A 17,366-nucleotide genomic window follows, 5' to 3' on the forward strand; every position below is an offset into this window, starting at 1 on the left:
ATTGAAAGTGACATGGCGTTCATCAATGTAACGCCTGCAGCACAAGCCCATAGGGCACATTATAAAAATGTAAATCCAGGGAGATAGACGATGCTTAAGAACAGCATGTTGGCAAAATCAGTACGATTTGCCTTGGTCGCTGGTGCGACTACTTCAGCACTGACCATCCCAGCAGTTTATGCTGCTGACGAGGGTGAGACTGTTGAACGTATCGAGGTTACCGGTTCACGCATTAAGCGCACCGACCTTGAGACTGCCAGTCCTATCACTATGTTTTCTGCGGAAGACATTGCAAATTCTGGCGTAGCTACGCTGGAAGATTTTGTTCAAAACATTCCTGCTATTAACGGTGGCGCTGAAGGTTCATCTGTGAACAACGGTAGCCGCGGTTTTGCAACTGCTTCATTGCGTGGTCTGGGTTCCGGACGTACGCTGGTACTGATCAACGGACGTCGTTTCGCTTCTGGCGATTTGAACTCTATCCCAACCGCTTATGTTGAGCGAATTGAAGTTCTCCGTGACGGTGCATCGACTGTTTACGGTTCGGATGCCATCGCTGGTGTAATCAACTTCATTACCAAGAAAGACTTTGAAGGTATTGAGTTTGGTGCACAGTACGATATCAGTGGCGAAGGTGACGGTGAGAAGACTCTTATGTCTGTAACTACCGGTACCTCAAGTGATCGCGGTAACGTGATCATGTCTCTGCAATATACCAAGCGTGATGCTATTTGGCAGGGTGATCGTGATTTCTCTGACTGCCCAATTTTTGAACGTGACGGTGAAAAACTCTGTGGTGGTTCAGGCACCATTCCTTACGGTCAATTCTTCTACGCTGATGGCTCACCAAAAGGCGGTTATGTAGTTGATCCTTCCTCTGGTCAGGTTCGCCCATTTGACCAAGCAGTTGATGGTTACAACTATTCAGTAGCCAGCTACATGGTTACGCCACAGGAAGTATTCAGCATTAATGGCGCTGGCCGCTATGAAATTACTGACAACCTGACTGGCTTCCTGGAAGGTGGTTTCACCAACCGTCAATCTGATCAGTTGATGGCTCCGGAAGGTACCTTCTGGGGACCGACCATGCCAGCTTCTAACCCATACAACCCGACTGGTGAAGATTTGGTTGTAGTGCGTCGTTTGGCGGAAACTGGTGGTCGTGGCTTTACTCAGGATTTCTCAGACTATCGCATGGTGTTTGGTTTGGAAGGCGCTCTCGGTGATTACTACTGGGATGTGTCTTACAACTTTGCGCGTTATGTTGATTCACGTCTGGATCTGGGTCGTGTCAACCCAACTCGTGCCGAAACTCTGCTCGATCCAGCGTTGTGTGCTGAAGACGATGCTTGCCCAGGCATTTGGAATCCTCTGGAAGAGGGCACTCTGACTCCAGAAATGCTGGCTTACGCTTTCGTACCTAACTCTCCAGTTGTTCGTGGTGAAACCCGTCAGTTGCAAGGTAACATCTCTGGTAGCCTGTTCGGTCTTGAACTTCCAGGTGGCGAAGTGATGTTTGCTGCTGGTTTCGAAAAGCGCTGGGAAGAATACCAGAGCGTTCCTGATGGTGCGGCATCAATCGGTCAGATCTACTCTGTAGCCGGTGAGCCGACTTCGGGTGACTATTCAGTGAATGAAGCATACGCCGAATTCGATATGCCTATCGTGGAAGGTCTGCCTTTCGCTGAGTCTGTCCGACTGACTGCTGCAGTTCGCTACTCTGATTTTGACTTCTTGGACGATGGTGCCACCAATACTAAATTTGGTTTGGAATGGGCTCCGTTTGATGGTCTGCTGATTCGCTCTACCATTGCTGAAGGCTTCCGTGCCCCTAGCGTAAGTGAACTGTATGCACCTCAGTCTGAAACTAACCTGGCTTATGCTGAGCCTTGTAAGAACTATGCTACCGGTGGTCAAAACGCTACTGTGAAAGCAAACTGTGCTGCTGAAGGTCTGCCAGGCGATTTCGAACTGTCTTCCAACCAATCTTCAACAGTAGTAGGTGGTAACCCCGATCTGCAGCCTGAAGAGTCTGAGAGCTTCACTGCAGGTTTCGTATACAGCCACGACAGCGGCTTCAGCGCCAGTGTTGATTACTTCAACATTGAAATCACTAACGGTATTGGTACTGCTGGTACCGACAACGTAGTGAGTGCGTGCTGGAACTCTGCCAACTTCTCCAGCCCACTGTGTGATCTAATCAAGGGTCCTAGCTTGACTGGTGATGCACCGCACGCTACTTCACCATACCGTACCGCTCTGGGTCCAGTGGCTGGTATCCTGCTGACCAACGCTAACCTGTCTACTTTCGAAACATCAGGCGTTGACTTTGATTTGTCGTACAAGACAGACATTGGCCAAGGCCAGTTCTCTGCACTGTTGAACGGTACTTACCTGGATCAGTACGACTACTTGCCATATGAAGGTGCAGATATCGTTTCTGCTGCCGGTAAAGTGGCTGCTGACCAGTGGGAAACTACCTTAGCGGTGTTCCCAAGACTGCGTGCCAACCTGTCTCTGAACTACGCAATGGACAACTGGTCTGTTAGCTGGCAGACCCGTTACCAGTCTGAAGGTGAAGACTACTTCGCCAGCGAGGACAACCTGGATAACATCGCTGATGCCATTTGGTACCACGATTTGCAGGGTACTTACTTCGCAATGGACAACCTGTCACTGACCTTGGGTGTGCGCAACCTGTTTGACGAAGAGGCCCCTTATATCTCCAACAACCAGGACATGAACACTATCCCAGTATCGTACGATACTGCTGGCCAGTACTGGTATGCTCGTGTGAACGTGAAGTTCTAATTTGAATTTCTCGTGTTAGAAAAAGCCAGCCTTAGGGCTGGCTTTTTGCTTGGAGGGAACAGCGATGAAAATGAGCGTCGGGCAGGCCTATCTCATGGCACTTCAATCGTTTCAACAGAACGACTTTCATCTGGCCTATAGGTATCTGAACCCCATTGTTAAACAGGTTCCACAGCATCTGGATGCCCACTTTTTGCTCGGCCTGTGCGCTAGAAAGCTGGGGGACTCTGATATGGCTGCTCGTATTCTATTGGATTTGTTGAAAAAGAAACGCTTGCCAGACTATCTGATTGCACTGGGCAACTTATATGTCCAACAGCAGCTGTATACCGAAGCAGAAAGCCTTTATAAGGAGGTGTTGGCACGGCAGCCACACCACGATGCGTTGGTGAATTTGTCGCGAGTTTACTTTGTACAAGCCAACTGGCTTGCCGCGAAGGATGCCCTCAAAGGGGCTCTTGCTATCAAACCTGGGGATAGGCCTTCGAGGCTGTCATACATTGAATGTTTAAGACAGTTGGGTGAGGAAGGCGTTGCTCTAAAAGAGCTCAGGGTTTTCATTCAACAACCTGATTTGTCCCAACAGTTAATTGAAAAAGCGGCCTTTTTATTTTTTTCTCTGGGAAGTCCTGTTGAAGCCACGCAGGTGCTGGTGACCCGGTGTCAAATGGATAATATCTCCGGCGCTACAATGGATTTGATGTATAAGCTTATTGCTGACCGGAAAACGCACTGCATTGTGGCAGCTTGGCTTGCGAAAGTACCGGCAACGCACCCTTGTTATCGTCAATCATTGGACATACGTTTTCGTACGTTATGGGGGGGCGAGCGAGACCAGGCTTTTTCCGTTTATGAGTGGTCTGACTTAAACGTTGCCGGCGTTTTTGAGGACTATGTAAAAAAACTGATGAAATGTGGTCTTTACGAAAAGGCCTACCGAGCACTTCATAGCGGTTCATCAACTACATTCGGTGTGACTTTTCTTAAGGGAGTCCTTGCCCTTGAGATGAATGCTCCAGAAGAAGCGCATAGCTGTTTCGACGCATTGTTAGAAACAAACAGTGAAGATGGTCAATTACTGGAGTTCAAGGCCAAAGCCTGTCTGGCTTCCGAACAAATAAGTGAAGCCCGGGCCTTAATGGATACTCGCCTTAAGCAAGCAGATCTAACTCAGGGTAGCTACGCACTTTATGGGACTGTGCTCAAGAAAAGTGGTGATTTTAAGGCTTACCGGCAACTATTTGATTATGACCGTTTGGTCCAGTTTCGTTCGGTGGACCTTAAAACAGATAATCTATATGAAGATCTGTTAGGTTATTTAACCGATTTACACTCTTTGAATTATGAACCGTTTGAACAGTCGTTGCGCGGTGGGAGTCAGACCGTTGGGCAACTGTTTGATAGTCAGGTTCCGGTGATCGTTGAGTTGAAGAAGCGGATATTGCGGCAGTTGACGGGACTGAAACGTGGCGATGAGATAGGTTCATTGAGCCCTCTGGCCAATATCGCTTCAGACGACTTAATCATCAAAGACTCTTGGTCTGTTCTTTTGCATTCAGGGCACTTTCACGCAAATCATTTTCACAATGCGGGTGACTACAGTGCATGTCTCTACCTTGATGTATCAGGTGTGGGTCAGGTGGCTGGAGAAGGGTGGTTGAAGTTTGGTCAGGCTGAACTAGGCGAGTGGTTCAAAGATCATCCTGACTTCATTGTTCAACCCAAAGAGGGTTTGCTCGTTGTATTTCCATCTTATATGTGGCATGGGACTGAGTCGTTTAGCGCCAATCACCAGAGAATGACAGTCGCATTTGATATCAAGTTTATATAATCAAACCGGTTCGATAAGAGGCTCGCTTTTAGGCTGTAAAGGCCGCGTATTCAGTCATTATCGCATGTTGACACAGGTCAACATTTTGTGAAATGATGCGAGCGGGTCTATGCCCTGCGGGGCATAGGAAAGGGAAGAAAACTCTAACAATCACAAGAGAAAGACCAACTTATGTGTGATAAACGGGCGTTTGACCCGTCAAACCGTCTGAGTTACTCGTAAGTTAAACCTTTATTCACTTCAAATTGGTTGGGAACTATGTCCAAGGTAAGCAATAGAACCAAAATCGCTACTGCACTCGTTGGCGCGTTGGCTCTGGCCGGCAGCAACCTGGTAGTTGCAGATCCTCTGAAAGAGGTTCAGAAAGCCGATGCCCAGATCCACGCCGATGCGGCTGCATCTCAGAAAAAAGTAGATGGCTACTTTGATCAGGCTCAGGACATGCTGTTTGAATACGGCTCTGTCGCTGATGAGCGCGAAGCGCTGAAAGCCTACAACGACTACCTGGCTTCGCTGGTTGCTGACCAGCAGAAGACCATGACGTCTATCCAGGACGACATCAACGGTGTTGATAAGCTGCGTCAGGGTGTTGTGCCCCTGATGTTTAAAATGGTTGAGTCACTGGAGCAGTTTGTTGCTCTGGATCTGCCATTCAACACCGAAGTACGCAAAGAGCGTATTGATAACCTGAAAAACCTCCTCAGCACTGCTGAAGTTACCTTGGCCGAAAAATATCGTCTTATCCTGGATGCTTACAGCATCGAGCGTGAGTACGGCACTTTCGTTGCAGTTAACACTGGTAAGTTGAACCTCGACGGTAAAGAAGTGCTGGTTGACTTCTTCAACCTGGGCCGTGTTGCTCTGTATGCTCAGAGCTTGGACCAGAAGACCGGTTGGATGTACAACACTGAAACCAAAGGTTGGGACAAGCTGGAAGACAGCCACCTGCGTGAGCTGACCAAAGGCATCCGCATTGCCCGTAAGCAGGGCGCTCTTGACCTCTTTGCGTTACCAATTCCAGCTGCGGAGACTGCAAAATAATGAAGAAGCTAATTTCTACCGCCGTTGTTGCGGCCAGTCTGTCACTCACTGCCGGTATGGTTAGTGCTGCCGACGCGCCAAAGACTATCGATCAGCTGCTGCAGCAGGTGAAAACCGAGCGTGTAGCTGAAGGCAAAGTCAACGCCAAGCGCGAAGCCGAGTTCAAAGCTGAGCGTGGTGATAAAGCGGCACTGCTGCAGCGTGAAAAATCTGCCCTGGCTGCCGAAAAGCAGCGTGGCAAGGACCTGAACCAAGCCTTCATCGACAACGAGCGTAAAATCGCTCAGCTCGAAGAAGACCTGAAAACTGCTCAGGGTGACCTGGGTGAGATGTTCGGTGTGGTTAAAGGTGAAGCCGGTGATTTCGCTGGTAAGCTGGTAGGTTCTAACGTTTCTGCTCAGTACCCTAAGCGTGACGTGTTCATCGCTGACCTGGGTTCTCGCAAGCAGCTGCCAAAAATCGAAGAACTGGAAAAGTTCTGGCAAGAGCAGCTGTTCGAAATGGCCGAGTCTGGCAAAGTGGTTAAGTTCGAAGCTGCCGTAACCGACATCGACGGTAACGTAGTGAACACCACTGTACACCGTATCGGTGCATTCAACCTGACTGCCGATGGCAAGTATGTTGTTTACAACCCAGAACTGGGTCTGATCCAGCAGCTGTCTGCTCAGCCAGAAGGCTACCAGGTTGCACCTATCGCCAAGTGGGAAGCCGCTACCAGCGGTGCTGAGAAGATGTACATCGATCCAGCTCGCGGTACTCTGCTGAACATCTTCACTCAGAAAGCCTCTTTCGAAGACCGTATCGAAGCCGGTGGTCCTATCGGTTACATCATCATCGGTATTCTGGCTCTGGGTCTGCTGATTGGTCTTGAGCGTCTGCTGACTCTGTTCGTGATCGGTTCTAAAGTTAAGGCTCAGTCCAAGAACGTGGCCAACCCAGGTAACAACGCTCTGGGCCGTATCCTGAAAGTGTATCAGGACAACAAAGATGCCGACGTTGAAACTCTGGAGCTGAAACTGGATGAAGCCATCCTGAAAGAAACTCCTGCGATTGAGACTCGTATCTCTATCATCAAAGTACTGGCCGCTATCGCTCCTATGATGGGTCTGCTGGGTACCGTAACCGGTATGATTGCAACCTTCCAGAGCATCCAGCTGTTCGGTACTGGCGATCCAAAACTGATGGCCGGCGGTATCTCTATGGCGCTGGTTACTACTGTACAGGGTCTGGTTGCCGCACTGCCACTGATGCTGGTTCACGCTATCGTGGTAGCTCGCAGCAAGACTATCGTACAAACTCTCGAAGAGCAGAGTGCGGGTATCATTGCTGAACACGCTGAGAAGAGGGCTAACTAATGATGCTATTCCTGATGGATGTTTGGGATTCCGTCAGGGGCTTCATGGCCACCGGGGGCGACGTCCTCTGGCTTGTAGCGGTTGTGCTGTTTGTCATGTGGGTGTTGATGTTGGAGCGCTTTTGGTACCTGAACTGGGTAGCACCAAAAGAGCATCTGGCCATCATCTCTGCATGGGAAGCCAGGGAAGAAACAACTTCCTGGTATGCTCACCGTATCCGTGAAGCTTGGGTATCCCAAGCGAAGCAAGATATGAACGCGCGTATGCTGATGATCAAGACCTTAGTGGCGCTTTGCCCCATGATTGGTCTGCTCGGTACCGTTACCGGTATGATCACAGTGTTCGATGTGATGGCAGTACAGGGCACCAGTAATGCTCGTATGATGGCGGCTGGTATCTCTCAAGCAACTATGCCAACTATGGCTGGGATGGTTGCGGCACTCTCAGGGGTATTCTTCAGTACCCGTCTGGATGCCAAAATGAGAATTAGCCTTGAGCGGCTGAAAGACAGCCTGCCACACCACTAAAGAGAGATTTAACATGGCTCGTAAAAAGCATTCCAGCGTAGACGAGGAAGCTCAAATCGACATGACCCCGATGCTCGACATCGTGTTCATCATGCTGATCTTCTTCATCGTAACTACTTCGTTCGTGAAGCCATCTGGTTTGGACTACAACAAGCCTCCGGCAGCACAGGCGACCAAGAAGCCATCTGCTAACATCTTTATCGGTGTAAGCAAGACTGGTGTGATCATGATGGAAAACCGTCAGGTTGACATCGAGCGCGTCACTGCAAACGTTGAACGTATGCTGGCGGAAGCGCCGGAAGCCTCTGTTCTGATCCAGGCCGACAAAGAAGCCCAACACGGCATCGTTGTTAAGGTTCTGGACCAGGTGAAGGCTGCCGGTATCGACAAGATCGCGGTATCTGCGGGGAACGACTAATTATGTTGAGAGCACTAGTATCTATCATTATTGGTGCTTTGGTGACATTTGGTTTGTTCTGGTTCATGGCTGCCTTGGTCGGAGGTGGCGCCACGCGCCACGATAACTCCACCGAGTCCCCGGTGATTGAAATCACCATGGACAGGCAGGATGCGAAGGCGCAGAACAAGCCGAGGGTGGTGCCTAAGCCACCCCCACCACCAGAGCAGCCGCCAAAGCCGGATACCACTCCGCCAGACACGTCGACTAACATCGACGGCGGCCTTACCTTTAACATGGGTGGCCTTGAGGCCGGTGGTGCCAGCACTGGGTTTAAACTGGGTAACATGATGACCCGCGATGGCGATGCAACGCCAATCGTGCGTATCGAACCTCAGTATCCTATTGCTGCGGCACGTGACGGTAAGGAAGGTTGGGTACAGCTGCGCTTCACCATTAACGAGATTGGTGGTGTTGATGACGTTGAAGTTATCGCCGCAGAACCCAAGCGTGTATTCGATAAAGAAGCGATTCGCGCGCTCAAAAAGTGGAAGTACAAGCCAAAGGTTGTTGATGGCCAAGCCCAGAAGCAAACCGGTATGACTGTACAGTTGGACTTTAAACTGGATAAGGGAGGCAAATAAGGATGCGTCAAGTCAATAAACTTGCCAGCGCTCTGTTGCTGTCCCTGACTGCCGGCGCCTTGGTTGTTCCCATGGCGCAGGCTGTTGAAAAGTGTCCAATGGAAAAGCGCCAGTCCCGAGCTGTTGGAGAAAGTGTAGGTAAGAAGGTACAAAAGTCCTTCGAAGCCTACACCAACGGCCAGGTTGACGAAGCGATTGCTATTCTGCTTGAAGCCAATGCCAAAGGTGACTTTGACAAGGCCTATGTTGCCCGTATGCTGGGTAACTTTTATGCCGAGAAGGGCCAGATGGGCACTGCTATCAAGTACATGAAGCAAGCCGTTGACGCCGATGTACTGGGCGGAACCGACCATGCAGCCTCGATGAAGCTGTATGCGGATCTGCTCATCCAGGAGAAGAAGTGGAAAGAGGCTATTGCCGTTTACTATAAGTGGATGGACTTTGCCTGTAAGACTGACGATCCTGTGGTATATCGTCGCATCGGTATCGCGTACAGCGAACTGAAGCAGTGGGACAAGGTAGTTGAGGTTGCAGACAAAGGTCTGTCTCACGCCAAAGAGCCCGATAAGAACCTGTATCAGATGAAATTGACTGCTTACTTTGAGAAGAAGCAGTACAAGAACGCTGTAAAGGTACTTGAGACCATGGTTCCGTTGTTCCAGGACGACAAACGTCTTTGGATCCAGTTGGCACAGTTTTATCTGCTGACCGAGGATTTTCCTCGTTCGCTGCAGACCTATGATCTGTGCTACCGCAACGGCTTCCTGAAAGAAGACGGCAGCAACCTGACTCGCTTCACTCAGCTGCTTGCCAGCCAGGGCGCTCCTTATCGTGCCAGTACCATCATGGAAAAATACATGAAGGCTGGTGTGATTGAGACCAACGCCAAGAACTACGAGCAATTGGCTAACTTCTACTCCAATGCCAAAGAAACGGTAAAAGCTGCCGAATTCTATGGCAAGGCTGCAGAAGAGAAGAACGATGGCAAGCTGTATCTGAAGCAGGGCCGCATGCTGGCACTGGCTGAGAAATACTCTGCAGCTATCCCGGTTCTCGAAAAGGCGCTCAATGCCGGTGTTGAACACCCAGGTGAAGTTCACTTCGAACTGGCTCTGGCTCATCTTCAACTGAAGCAGTACAAGTCCGCACATCGCCGTGCGAAACTGGCTGCCCAGGACAAGAAGACCGAGCGCAGTGCCAAGAGCTATGTCTCTTACATCGAAGAGAAAGCACGTATCAACAACGTGACTCTGTAACGGCGCTTGATCCCAAGCTCAAAAAAGCCACCCTCGGGTGGCTTTTTTATTGGCGGCGAAACAGGGAAACGCAAGTTGCCAATGGGTGTCTGACTGGCTGTTAGTGCCCAGGCCTCACAGGTGGTTTACTGTTTAGTGATTGCCTCTGTGAATGTTTGCGGCAACGTGTCTTGCCAATATCCGTTAGATCTACTGACAGACTATTGCAGCTGCTCCATCACCGAATGTTTGCCTTTGTCCTGCTCGAGTAATTTGGCGATGGTTTCGGTATTGGTAAACAGCTTTTCGATCCGCTGCTCACGATTGGGACTGCAGACACAGGCGGCCAGCTTGTACTCCATTTGCACGCTGTGGTCCTTATCATATTTGTGTACAAACTCCCGTATAGCGCTTTCGATGCGCTCGGTCACCACAGATGTACCTTCGGTATCTATGTTAAACAGTCCCAGCGCGAAGCAGTCATCACTCATCCTTGCCAGCAGGTCAGTCGCCCGTAATAGGGCGCCTTCAATTTCTTTGGTAAACAGCTCTAAAATACCGGGGTGTTTAATGGTTTCGCGCAGGTGAGGGTACAGATACAATAGCGCCAGACTTTGTTGTTCACGAATGTGCCTGTGCCATTCGCGATTGAACACTTCCAAAAAATAGGTTTGATTGTAGACGCCCGTCTCCGGATCCCTGAATCCGGAATTACGAAATGAATAAATCATAAGGCGAACTCCTGCAAAGGTTCTGATCCCAGTATAGGAAACTTTGCGGGTTTATAGCGAAAGGGAGATAAGGATAATGCAAAAAGGTATATTGGCACTGGCAGTATCGTCCGTGCTGTGGTTGGGTGGTTGTGGTGAAGCCCAGACGCAGGCACCAGCTCAGGCACCGGCCAAAGCCGAGACGGCAAGCAGCCCTGAGGTGTCGGCCGAGGCCCGCTATCTGGAGATGGTCGACAATTACTTTAAGGACTACCTCAAGCTTGAGCCTATCTACGCTACCTTCTTTGGCGTGAATGACTACAACGACCAGTTTGGCGGCGATCTGTCCGATGAATACCTGAAAGCCCGTCACGACTTCAATACCCGCTATCTTGCCGAGGTGAAGAAGATAAACCGCGACGCCTTACCAGCCGATTTGCAGCTGTCCTACGACCTGTTCGTCTATGACCGTAACATCGCCCTCGTGGACGAGACCTTCCCGGCGCGTTTCCTGCCGATGAACCAGTTCTACAGCACAGTGATCACCATGATCCAGCTGGGCAGTGGTGAAGCGGCGCAGCCTTTTGCGACCAAACAGGACTACCTCAATTGGGAATCGCGGGTTGATGGTTTTATCGCTTGGCTCGATAGGGCTGAGGCACGCATGAAAGAAGGCATGGCCAGCAAAGTGGTGTTGCCACGGGTGTTGGTGGAGCGGATGATCCCTCAGTTTACTGCCCAGCAAGTGGCCGATGCCAAAGACAGCATCTTCTACGCGCCCATTAGCAAACTGCCTGAGTCCTTCAGCGCCGAAGACAAGCTTGAGCTTGAAAACCGCTATCAGGTACTGATTAGCGAGCGCCTGCTTCCAGCTCTTGCCCGTATGGAAGGTTTCCTCAAAGAAAGTTATCTGCCTGCCGCCCGAGCGTCTGACGGCTGGTGGGGGCTGCCCAACGGTAAGCTGTGGTATCAGCATCTGGCCAACCTGCACACAACCACCGACAAGTCTGTGGACGACATCCATGACATCGGCCTTAGCGAAGTGTCCCGCATCCTGTCTGAAATGGACAAGGTGCGTCAGCAGGTCGGCTTCGAAGGCGACCTCAAGGCCTTCTTTGCCTCGCTTTCCAGCGAGCCGCAGTATTTCTTCAGCGAGCGCCAGGATCTGGTCGATGGTTACATGGCCATCAAGGATGACATCAACAAGGTGCTGCCCAAGTACTTCAACGTAATGCCAAAAGCCGATTATGTTGTTAAGCCGGTGGAAGCCTTCCGTGAGCAATCCGCCGCCGGAGCCTCCTACGAGGCGCCCGCAGTGGATGGTAGCCGTCCGGGTGTGTTCTACATCAACACCTATAACCTCAAAGCCCAGCCAAAGTGGGGCATGACCACCTTGTCGCTGCACGAGGCCGCGCCTGGGCACCACTTCCAGATTGCCATCAAGCAGGAGCTGACCGGTGTACCTGAGTTCCAGCGCTTCAGCGGTTATACCGCCTTTGAAGAGGGTTGGGCGCTCTATGCCGAGTATCTGGGCATCGAAATGGGGCTCTTCAGCGACCCATACCAGTACTTTGGTAAGCTGTCTGATGAGATGCTGCGCGCTATGCGTCTGGTCGTCGATACCGGCCTGCACGCCAAGGGCTGGAGCCGAGAGCAGGCCATTCAGTATATGAAGGACAACTCACCGATGGCCGAAAGCGACATTATCGCCGAGGTGGAACGTTATATGGCCATTCCAGGCCAGGCGCTGTCCTATAAAGTGGGCCAGCTTAAAATCCTGGAACTGCGCGCCGATGCCGAGAAGCGCCTGGGTGACAAGTTCGACCTGCGCGCTTTCCACGATCAGGTGCTGACATCGGGTTCGCTGCCGATGGCGGTGATGGAGCAAAAAATCAATCGCTGGGTCGAAAGCCAGCTTTGATGATTTTTTCGTCTCCGGCTTTTTAATTGGTATGGGAATCCCTATACTGGATTTCCTGCTGCGGTGTGCAGGCCATGAGCTGTAAATAGCCGGGGCGTTTGCCCCGATACTGATAAGGAGAAAGCTATGGTTCGGGCAACAGCGCGACATCTTTTGGTCAGCTCGCAGGAACACTGCGAGATCCTGAAGCAACTTATCGAAAGCGGCGCGGATTTTGGCGATATCGCCAGACAGCACTCCGCGTGTCCATCGGGTACCCAGGGTGGTGAACTCGGTGCGTTTGGCCCCGGCATGATGGTGCGGGAATTCGATGAAGTGGTATTCAGTGCCCCCATCAATGTGGTCCAGGGGCCGGTCAAAACGCAATTTGGTTACCATCTGGTGGAAGTGACCAGTCGGGGATGATAGATTAAAAAACGGCTGCACTGGCAGCCGTTTTCTTTTGCTCATAGTGTTCGTCATCCACCACTTTTGACCTTTATTCTTGCCAGTTCAGAAAGGATACCCCTGTGCATATCGAGCTTTTCACCGACCGCCTCAAACTCAGAACCCTCGGCCCCGACGACAAGGCTAATTTTGTGGCCATGCAAACCGATGCAGGCGTAAACCGATATGTGCGGGTATGCGAAAGCCTGCCTCAGGTGGAAGCCAAGTTTGAAGCCCGGTTGCTTCCATGGGAGTACGACAGTGGCGACTGGCTTACCCTGGTGATTGAAACCCTTGAGGGCGACTTTGTTGGCTACACGGGTTTTCATCAGGACTGCCCACTGTCGCGGCGCGCCGAAGTGGGCTATATGCTGAGTCCGGCAATGTCCGGCAAGGGCTTTGCCACCGAGGCTACCCGCGCCGTTATCGATTGGGGCGCTCACCTTTTTAATATTCATAAATTTGTTGCCTGGTGCAGTGAGCAAAACCTCGGCTCACGCGCCGTGCTTGAGCGACTTGGTTTTCAGCTCGAGGGTGTGCTGAAAAGCCACAGCCTTATCGGCGATGAATGGCACAACGACTGCGTTTATGGTCTGCTGGCCGATGATCGCGGTGATGTAAATTAACCGCAACTTCACGCGACAGGCGGCGGTTATGTGTATAATGCAGCGGTTTATAATCAGTGGAGAGCGGCATTGAGCGGTTCAGCATCCAGCCTCACCCTGCATGCGGGTGAAGACTATATCGAGCTTTATAAAGTACTTAAGGTAGAAGGCATGACCGGAGACGGCGCCGAAGCCAAGCGTGTCATTGCCGAAGGCATGGTGTTGGTGAACGGTGAAGTGGAAACCCGCAAGCGTAAGAAACTGGTTGCCGGTGACACTGTTGCCTTCAATGGTGAAACCGTCGAGATCCTCGCCCCCTAAGGAGTAAAAAATGCATTTCCCAGAAGACGATAACGGCCAGATGCTCAAAGCAATGCACGAATCGGGTATCGATTTGTCCAAGCCGCTGGACGTGGATTTTTTCCTGGTGTTTGACGACAGACGCGATGCCGAATCAGCACTGGAAGACTTGGTTGCCCAGGAGGCCGACGGCGAGATTGAGCTCAACTTCAACGAAGAAATCGAGAAGTGGGAGCTGATTGTCTGCATCAACATGCTGCCTGAATACGACGCGCTGGTCGCCAAAGAGCTTGAACTGAACACCTTTGCCGGTCAGTTCGACGGTCAGAGCGATGGCTGGGGTGTGATGCAGCATCAGGAAGGTGATGACGAGTTCATGGACGACGAAGACCATGAGCATCACGACTGTGGCCCCGGCTGCAACCACTGATAGACCTGAGTAAAAACTCATGAAAACCACCGCTTGCGGTGGTTTTTTATTGCCGTAAACTCAGGTGCTTATAAACAGAACGTGGCATATGCGGCCGGGGCAGGCTTCAGGGCGAAGCAACCGGTCAGCGTGAAAGGAGGCAGGATTGGCAAAACACATCAGCTTTGGAACCCCGGTAAACGATGCCGAGCGCTGGGCCTTCGGTCTGCTGGCCGATGAGCTTCCCACCGATTACTTCTTGCTGACCAATGTGGAGATCCCCACCAAGACCGGTCAGGCGATGGAAGTCGATGCGCTGGTGGTAGGGCAGTGGGGTGTGTATGTAGTGGATGTCAAAGGCTACATCGGCAGGCTCGATGCCGGGCTGCACGCCTGGTTGCTGGATGGCCGCGATGTCGATAACAGCCTCTCCAAAGCCAACTATGTGGCGCGGGTGCTGGCGGGCAAGCTTAAACACAAGGTGCCGGTCGGGGTGTATGCGCCCTGGTGTCAGGGCATGGTGTTTGTCACCGGCCGCAAGGGCGAGGAGATTGAGCTCGACAAGTCCGGCGAAAGCCTCAGTATCTATACCCCTGATGAAATCATCGCCGCGCTGACCAAAGAGTGGGGCCTGACCGCGCCACACAAGCATCCGGTGACCCGGGCGCAGAAGGAGCTGGTGCTCGACACCATAGGTCAGGTTGCTCTGGTGGAGAGCCGCAACAACAAAATCCAGGACTTCATTAAACTTAAGTGTCTGTTTTTACAAAAGGGGCTGGAAGTCTGGCAGGCGGAATATAATCCCGGCGGCTGGAGCGCTCCCTGGCTGCTGAAAATTCTTCTGCCCATTGAATTTGAAGACGCCTCTGAAGCTGCCCGCCACGAAGAGCGGCTGCGACAGGAGTTTCAGCGGCTGCAGGCGCTGTCGGGCCTGGGCGCTGTGCCATACAGCGCCCCGCTGATCCAGGATGGTGAGCAACTGGTGCTGCCGATCCGTATGCCCCGTGGTCTGCCGCTGCATCTGCTGCCGCTCACGCCCTTGTCGACCTATCAAAAGCTGGAGATATTGCGTCGCTCGGTGACCGGGCTGCAGCAAATCCATCGCCGTGGCCACACCGTAGGGGGCTGGGCCGAGAATTGCGTCTTTGTCAGCGACAGCGGCGATGTGGAATTTATTGATATTCGCAGTGATGTCAGTGAGTTTGACGATCTGAAAGCCTATGCGGCGGTTTTCCTGAATATTGCCGAGGCCACCCGTCAGCCGCGAATTTACCAGTGGTACCGCGCCGCCGCCAAGGGCGTGACTGTGGACCTGGATGCCATTCGGGCTGATCTTTCCGCGCTGATTGAACTTGGGGTTTGCGATTACGACGAAGCGCCCTTTGAAACCAAACCCGGCGCCGTGATTGAGCACCATTACGCACTGCTGGAGCAAACCGCGCAGGGCGATCACAGCGAGCTTTGGCGTGCCAAACACGTGCTGGGTAATTTCCCTGTGGCGGTGAGCCTGTATCACAGCACAGAGGCTTCCTGGCCCATGCTTTCCAGCCTTTATCGCAGCTTAAGTCGTATCAGCCATCCCAATATTGAGCGGGTTCTGGCCTTTGGCCAATTGCCTCAAAGCGACAGCCTGTTTATCGTTCGCGAGTGGGAGCAGGGCACGGCTTTGGATGCCTGCGGCCCCATTGAGCCCGGACAGCCTCTGTTGTGGTTTGCCAAGCTGCTTACCGCGCTCAACTATTTGCATCAGCTCGATATCTACCATGGGGCCATTTGTCCGCAGAACATTATTATTGATGCCGATAATGCCAGTTTGGTGAACTTTGGTGTTGGACTCGATATCGCCGCCAGCTGCTACGCCAGCCAGTATGCCGACCCGGCTTTGTGGGAGCATGAAGGCGAGGCCGAGCGCGATATTTATGGCCTGGTGGCGAGCTTTATCGATGTGCTGACCCCCATAGAGCTCAAAGGCGACATGGGGCCCGAGGGCATGCTCAGTGCCCTGCATGCTTTCGATAGAGACTATCTTGGCAAGACGTTGTTTGATTACTGTGAAGCTGTGTTGACCTTCAAGGCGCAGGTCGACCCCAATACCTGTTATCTCAAGCAGTTCGGCCTTGAAGACTACAGCGATGTGAACTTTCGCTGATTGAAAACTGCCGCAATTGTCCCCTTGCTCAGGGGGACAATTGCGCGCTTGCCTGCCTTTGCCTTTTACGGCAAAAAAGCGTTAAATGCTGGTTTCGAATTTCCCAATACCGACACCCGGCGCTCGCCGGTTTGTGTCGATTTCGCCTGACTGACCTTTGGATGTAAACATGGATTTTTCGCTGACCCTTGAGCTTGCTGCGGTGCTGTTTGTGGTGGCCATGGTGGCCGGTTTTATCGACGCTATTGCCGGTGGCGGTGGCCTGCTGACCATTCCTGCGCTGATGTGGGTGGGTCTGTCTCCTGCGGCGGCGCTGGCGACCAACAAGTTGCAGGCCTGCGGCGGCAGCTTTTTTGCGAGCCTCTATTTTGTGCGCAAGAAAATGGTCGACCTTGCCAGTCTTAAACTGTCGATTTTTTGCGCCTTTCTCGGGGCCGCCCTCGGCACCATCGCGGTGCAATTAATCGATGCCAGTGTGCTGGAAAAGCTGCTGCCCTTTTTGATTTTGGCAATCGGCGGCTACTTTCTGTTTTCCAAAAAGGTCAGCGAGGATGACAGACACAGGGTGCTGGCGCCTACGGCCTTTGCCTTTACTGCCGCCCTCGGTGTTGGCTTTTACGATGGTTTCTTCGGCCCCGGCACCGGCAGCTTTTTTGCGCTGGCCTTTGTGAGTCTGGCAGGTTTTGGCCTCGCCAAGGCCACCGCCCATGCCAAGGTGCTTAACTTTGCCACCAATATCTCGTCGCTTATCTTTTTTGCCCTTGGCGGCAAGGTGGTTTGGCTACTGGGTGGCTTGATGCTGGTGGGGCAAGCGCTGGGTGCCACCCTGGGGTCCAGGCTCGTTATCAGCAAGGGCACGGCCATTATCAAGCCGCTGGTGGTGACCATGTCGGTGGCGATGAGTGTTAAGCTGCTCGGCAACGAATTCCAGTGGTGGTGAAGCAGCAGGCAGATAGCAGCAAAACGCCGTTTTCTGCCTTCACAGCGCTGTGCTAATCCCCTAGT

The 17,366-nt window shown here is 52.1% G+C and carries 16 protein-coding genes; 15 read left to right on the forward strand and 1 reads right to left on the reverse strand.

Features of this window, described 5'->3' with window-relative positions; all coding sequences use genetic code 11:
• Window positions 1-90 precede the first annotated feature (90 nt).
• The 8 genes from STH12_RS04070 (at window position 91) to STH12_RS04105 (ending at window position 9,862) form a co-directional block, all read left to right on the forward strand.
• A complete protein-coding gene (locus STH12_RS04070) occupies window positions 91-2,811 on the forward strand; it encodes a TonB-dependent receptor plug domain-containing protein (RefSeq protein ID WP_126166373.1) in 2,721 nt (906 codons plus the stop codon).
• Between the two features lie 64 nt (window positions 2,812-2,875).
• Window positions 2,876-4,642, forward strand: a complete 1,767-nt coding sequence (locus STH12_RS04075) for a tetratricopeptide repeat protein (protein WP_126166374.1) — start codon at window positions 2,876-2,878, stop codon at window positions 4,640-4,642.
• Window positions 4,643-4,900: 258 nt separating this feature from the next.
• Window positions 4,901-5,683, forward strand: a complete 783-nt coding sequence (locus STH12_RS04080; protein WP_126166375.1) for a DUF3450 domain-containing protein — start codon at window positions 4,901-4,903, stop codon at window positions 5,681-5,683.
• A complete protein-coding gene (locus STH12_RS04085; RefSeq protein ID WP_126166376.1) occupies window positions 5,683-7,038 on the forward strand; it encodes a MotA/TolQ/ExbB proton channel family protein in 1,356 nt (451 codons plus the stop codon). Before STH12_RS04080 ends, STH12_RS04085 begins: the two co-directional genes overlap by 1 nt.
• A complete protein-coding gene (locus STH12_RS04090) occupies window positions 7,038-7,565 on the forward strand; it encodes a MotA/TolQ/ExbB proton channel family protein (RefSeq protein ID WP_126166377.1) in 528 nt (175 codons plus the stop codon). Before STH12_RS04085 ends, STH12_RS04090 begins: the two co-directional genes overlap by 1 nt.
• A 13-nt stretch (window positions 7,566-7,578) precedes the next feature.
• On the forward strand, window positions 7,579-7,983 hold the full coding sequence (locus tag STH12_RS04095; RefSeq protein WP_011759373.1) for an ExbD/TolR family protein: 405 nt from the start codon (window positions 7,579-7,581) through the stop codon (window positions 7,981-7,983).
• 2 nt (window positions 7,984-7,985) lie between these two features.
• A complete protein-coding gene (locus tag STH12_RS04100; RefSeq protein ID WP_126166378.1) occupies window positions 7,986-8,606 on the forward strand; it encodes an energy transducer TonB in 621 nt (206 codons plus the stop codon).
• Window positions 8,607-8,608: 2 nt separating this feature from the next.
• Entirely contained in the window at window positions 8,609-9,862 is a 1,254-nt protein-coding gene (locus STH12_RS04105; protein ID WP_126166379.1) for a tetratricopeptide repeat protein, read from the forward strand.
• A 200-nt stretch (window positions 9,863-10,062) separates the two neighbouring features.
• Here STH12_RS04105 and STH12_RS04110 read toward each other — a convergent pair whose 3' ends face one another.
• Window positions 10,063-10,572, reverse strand: coding sequence for a diguanylate cyclase domain-containing protein (locus STH12_RS04110; protein WP_126166380.1), 510 nt, complete (start codon window positions 10,570-10,572; stop codon window positions 10,063-10,065).
• Between the two features lie 76 nt (window positions 10,573-10,648).
• Here STH12_RS04110 and STH12_RS04115 point away from each other — a divergent pair, with 76 nt between their 5' ends.
• The 7 genes from STH12_RS04115 (at window position 10,649) to STH12_RS04145 (ending at window position 17,301) form a co-directional block, all read left to right on the forward strand.
• On the forward strand, window positions 10,649-12,472 hold the full coding sequence (locus STH12_RS04115) for a DUF885 domain-containing protein (protein WP_126166381.1): 1,824 nt from the start codon (window positions 10,649-10,651) through the stop codon (window positions 12,470-12,472).
• 126 nt (window positions 12,473-12,598) lie between these two features.
• The gene (locus STH12_RS04120; RefSeq protein ID WP_126166382.1) at window positions 12,599-12,877 is read left to right on the forward strand and encodes a peptidylprolyl isomerase; all 279 of its coding nucleotides are present in this window, start codon (window positions 12,599-12,601) and stop codon (window positions 12,875-12,877) included.
• A 104-nt stretch (window positions 12,878-12,981) separates the two neighbouring features.
• On the forward strand, window positions 12,982-13,524 hold the full coding sequence (locus STH12_RS04125) for a GNAT family N-acetyltransferase (RefSeq protein WP_126166383.1): 543 nt from the start codon (window positions 12,982-12,984) through the stop codon (window positions 13,522-13,524).
• A gap of 69 nt (window positions 13,525-13,593) precedes the next feature.
• Window positions 13,594-13,824 carry an RNA-binding S4 domain-containing protein gene (locus tag STH12_RS04130; RefSeq protein ID WP_126166384.1) on the forward strand — a complete coding sequence of 77 codons (231 nt, stop codon included), beginning with the start codon at window positions 13,594-13,596 and terminating at the stop codon, window positions 13,822-13,824.
• Window positions 13,825-13,834: 10 nt separating this feature from the next.
• Window positions 13,835-14,233: a ribonuclease E inhibitor RraB gene (locus STH12_RS04135; RefSeq protein WP_126166385.1), complete on the forward strand. Its 399-nt coding sequence runs from the start codon at window positions 13,835-13,837 to the stop codon at window positions 14,231-14,233.
• Between the two features lie 145 nt (window positions 14,234-14,378).
• Complete coding sequence (locus STH12_RS04140) at window positions 14,379-16,361, forward strand: NERD domain-containing protein kinase family protein (protein ID WP_126166386.1); 1,983 nt, start codon at window positions 14,379-14,381, stop codon at window positions 16,359-16,361.
• Between the two features lie 169 nt (window positions 16,362-16,530).
• Window positions 16,531-17,301 (forward strand): TSUP family transporter, encoded by a 771-nt coding sequence (locus STH12_RS04145; RefSeq protein ID WP_126166387.1) that lies wholly within the window; start codon window positions 16,531-16,533, stop codon window positions 17,299-17,301.
• Window positions 17,302-17,366 lie beyond the last annotated feature (65 nt).

Source organism: Shewanella khirikhana (assembly GCF_003957745.1).
GTDB classification, from domain to species: domain Bacteria; phylum Pseudomonadota; class Gammaproteobacteria; order Enterobacterales; family Shewanellaceae; genus Shewanella; species Shewanella khirikhana.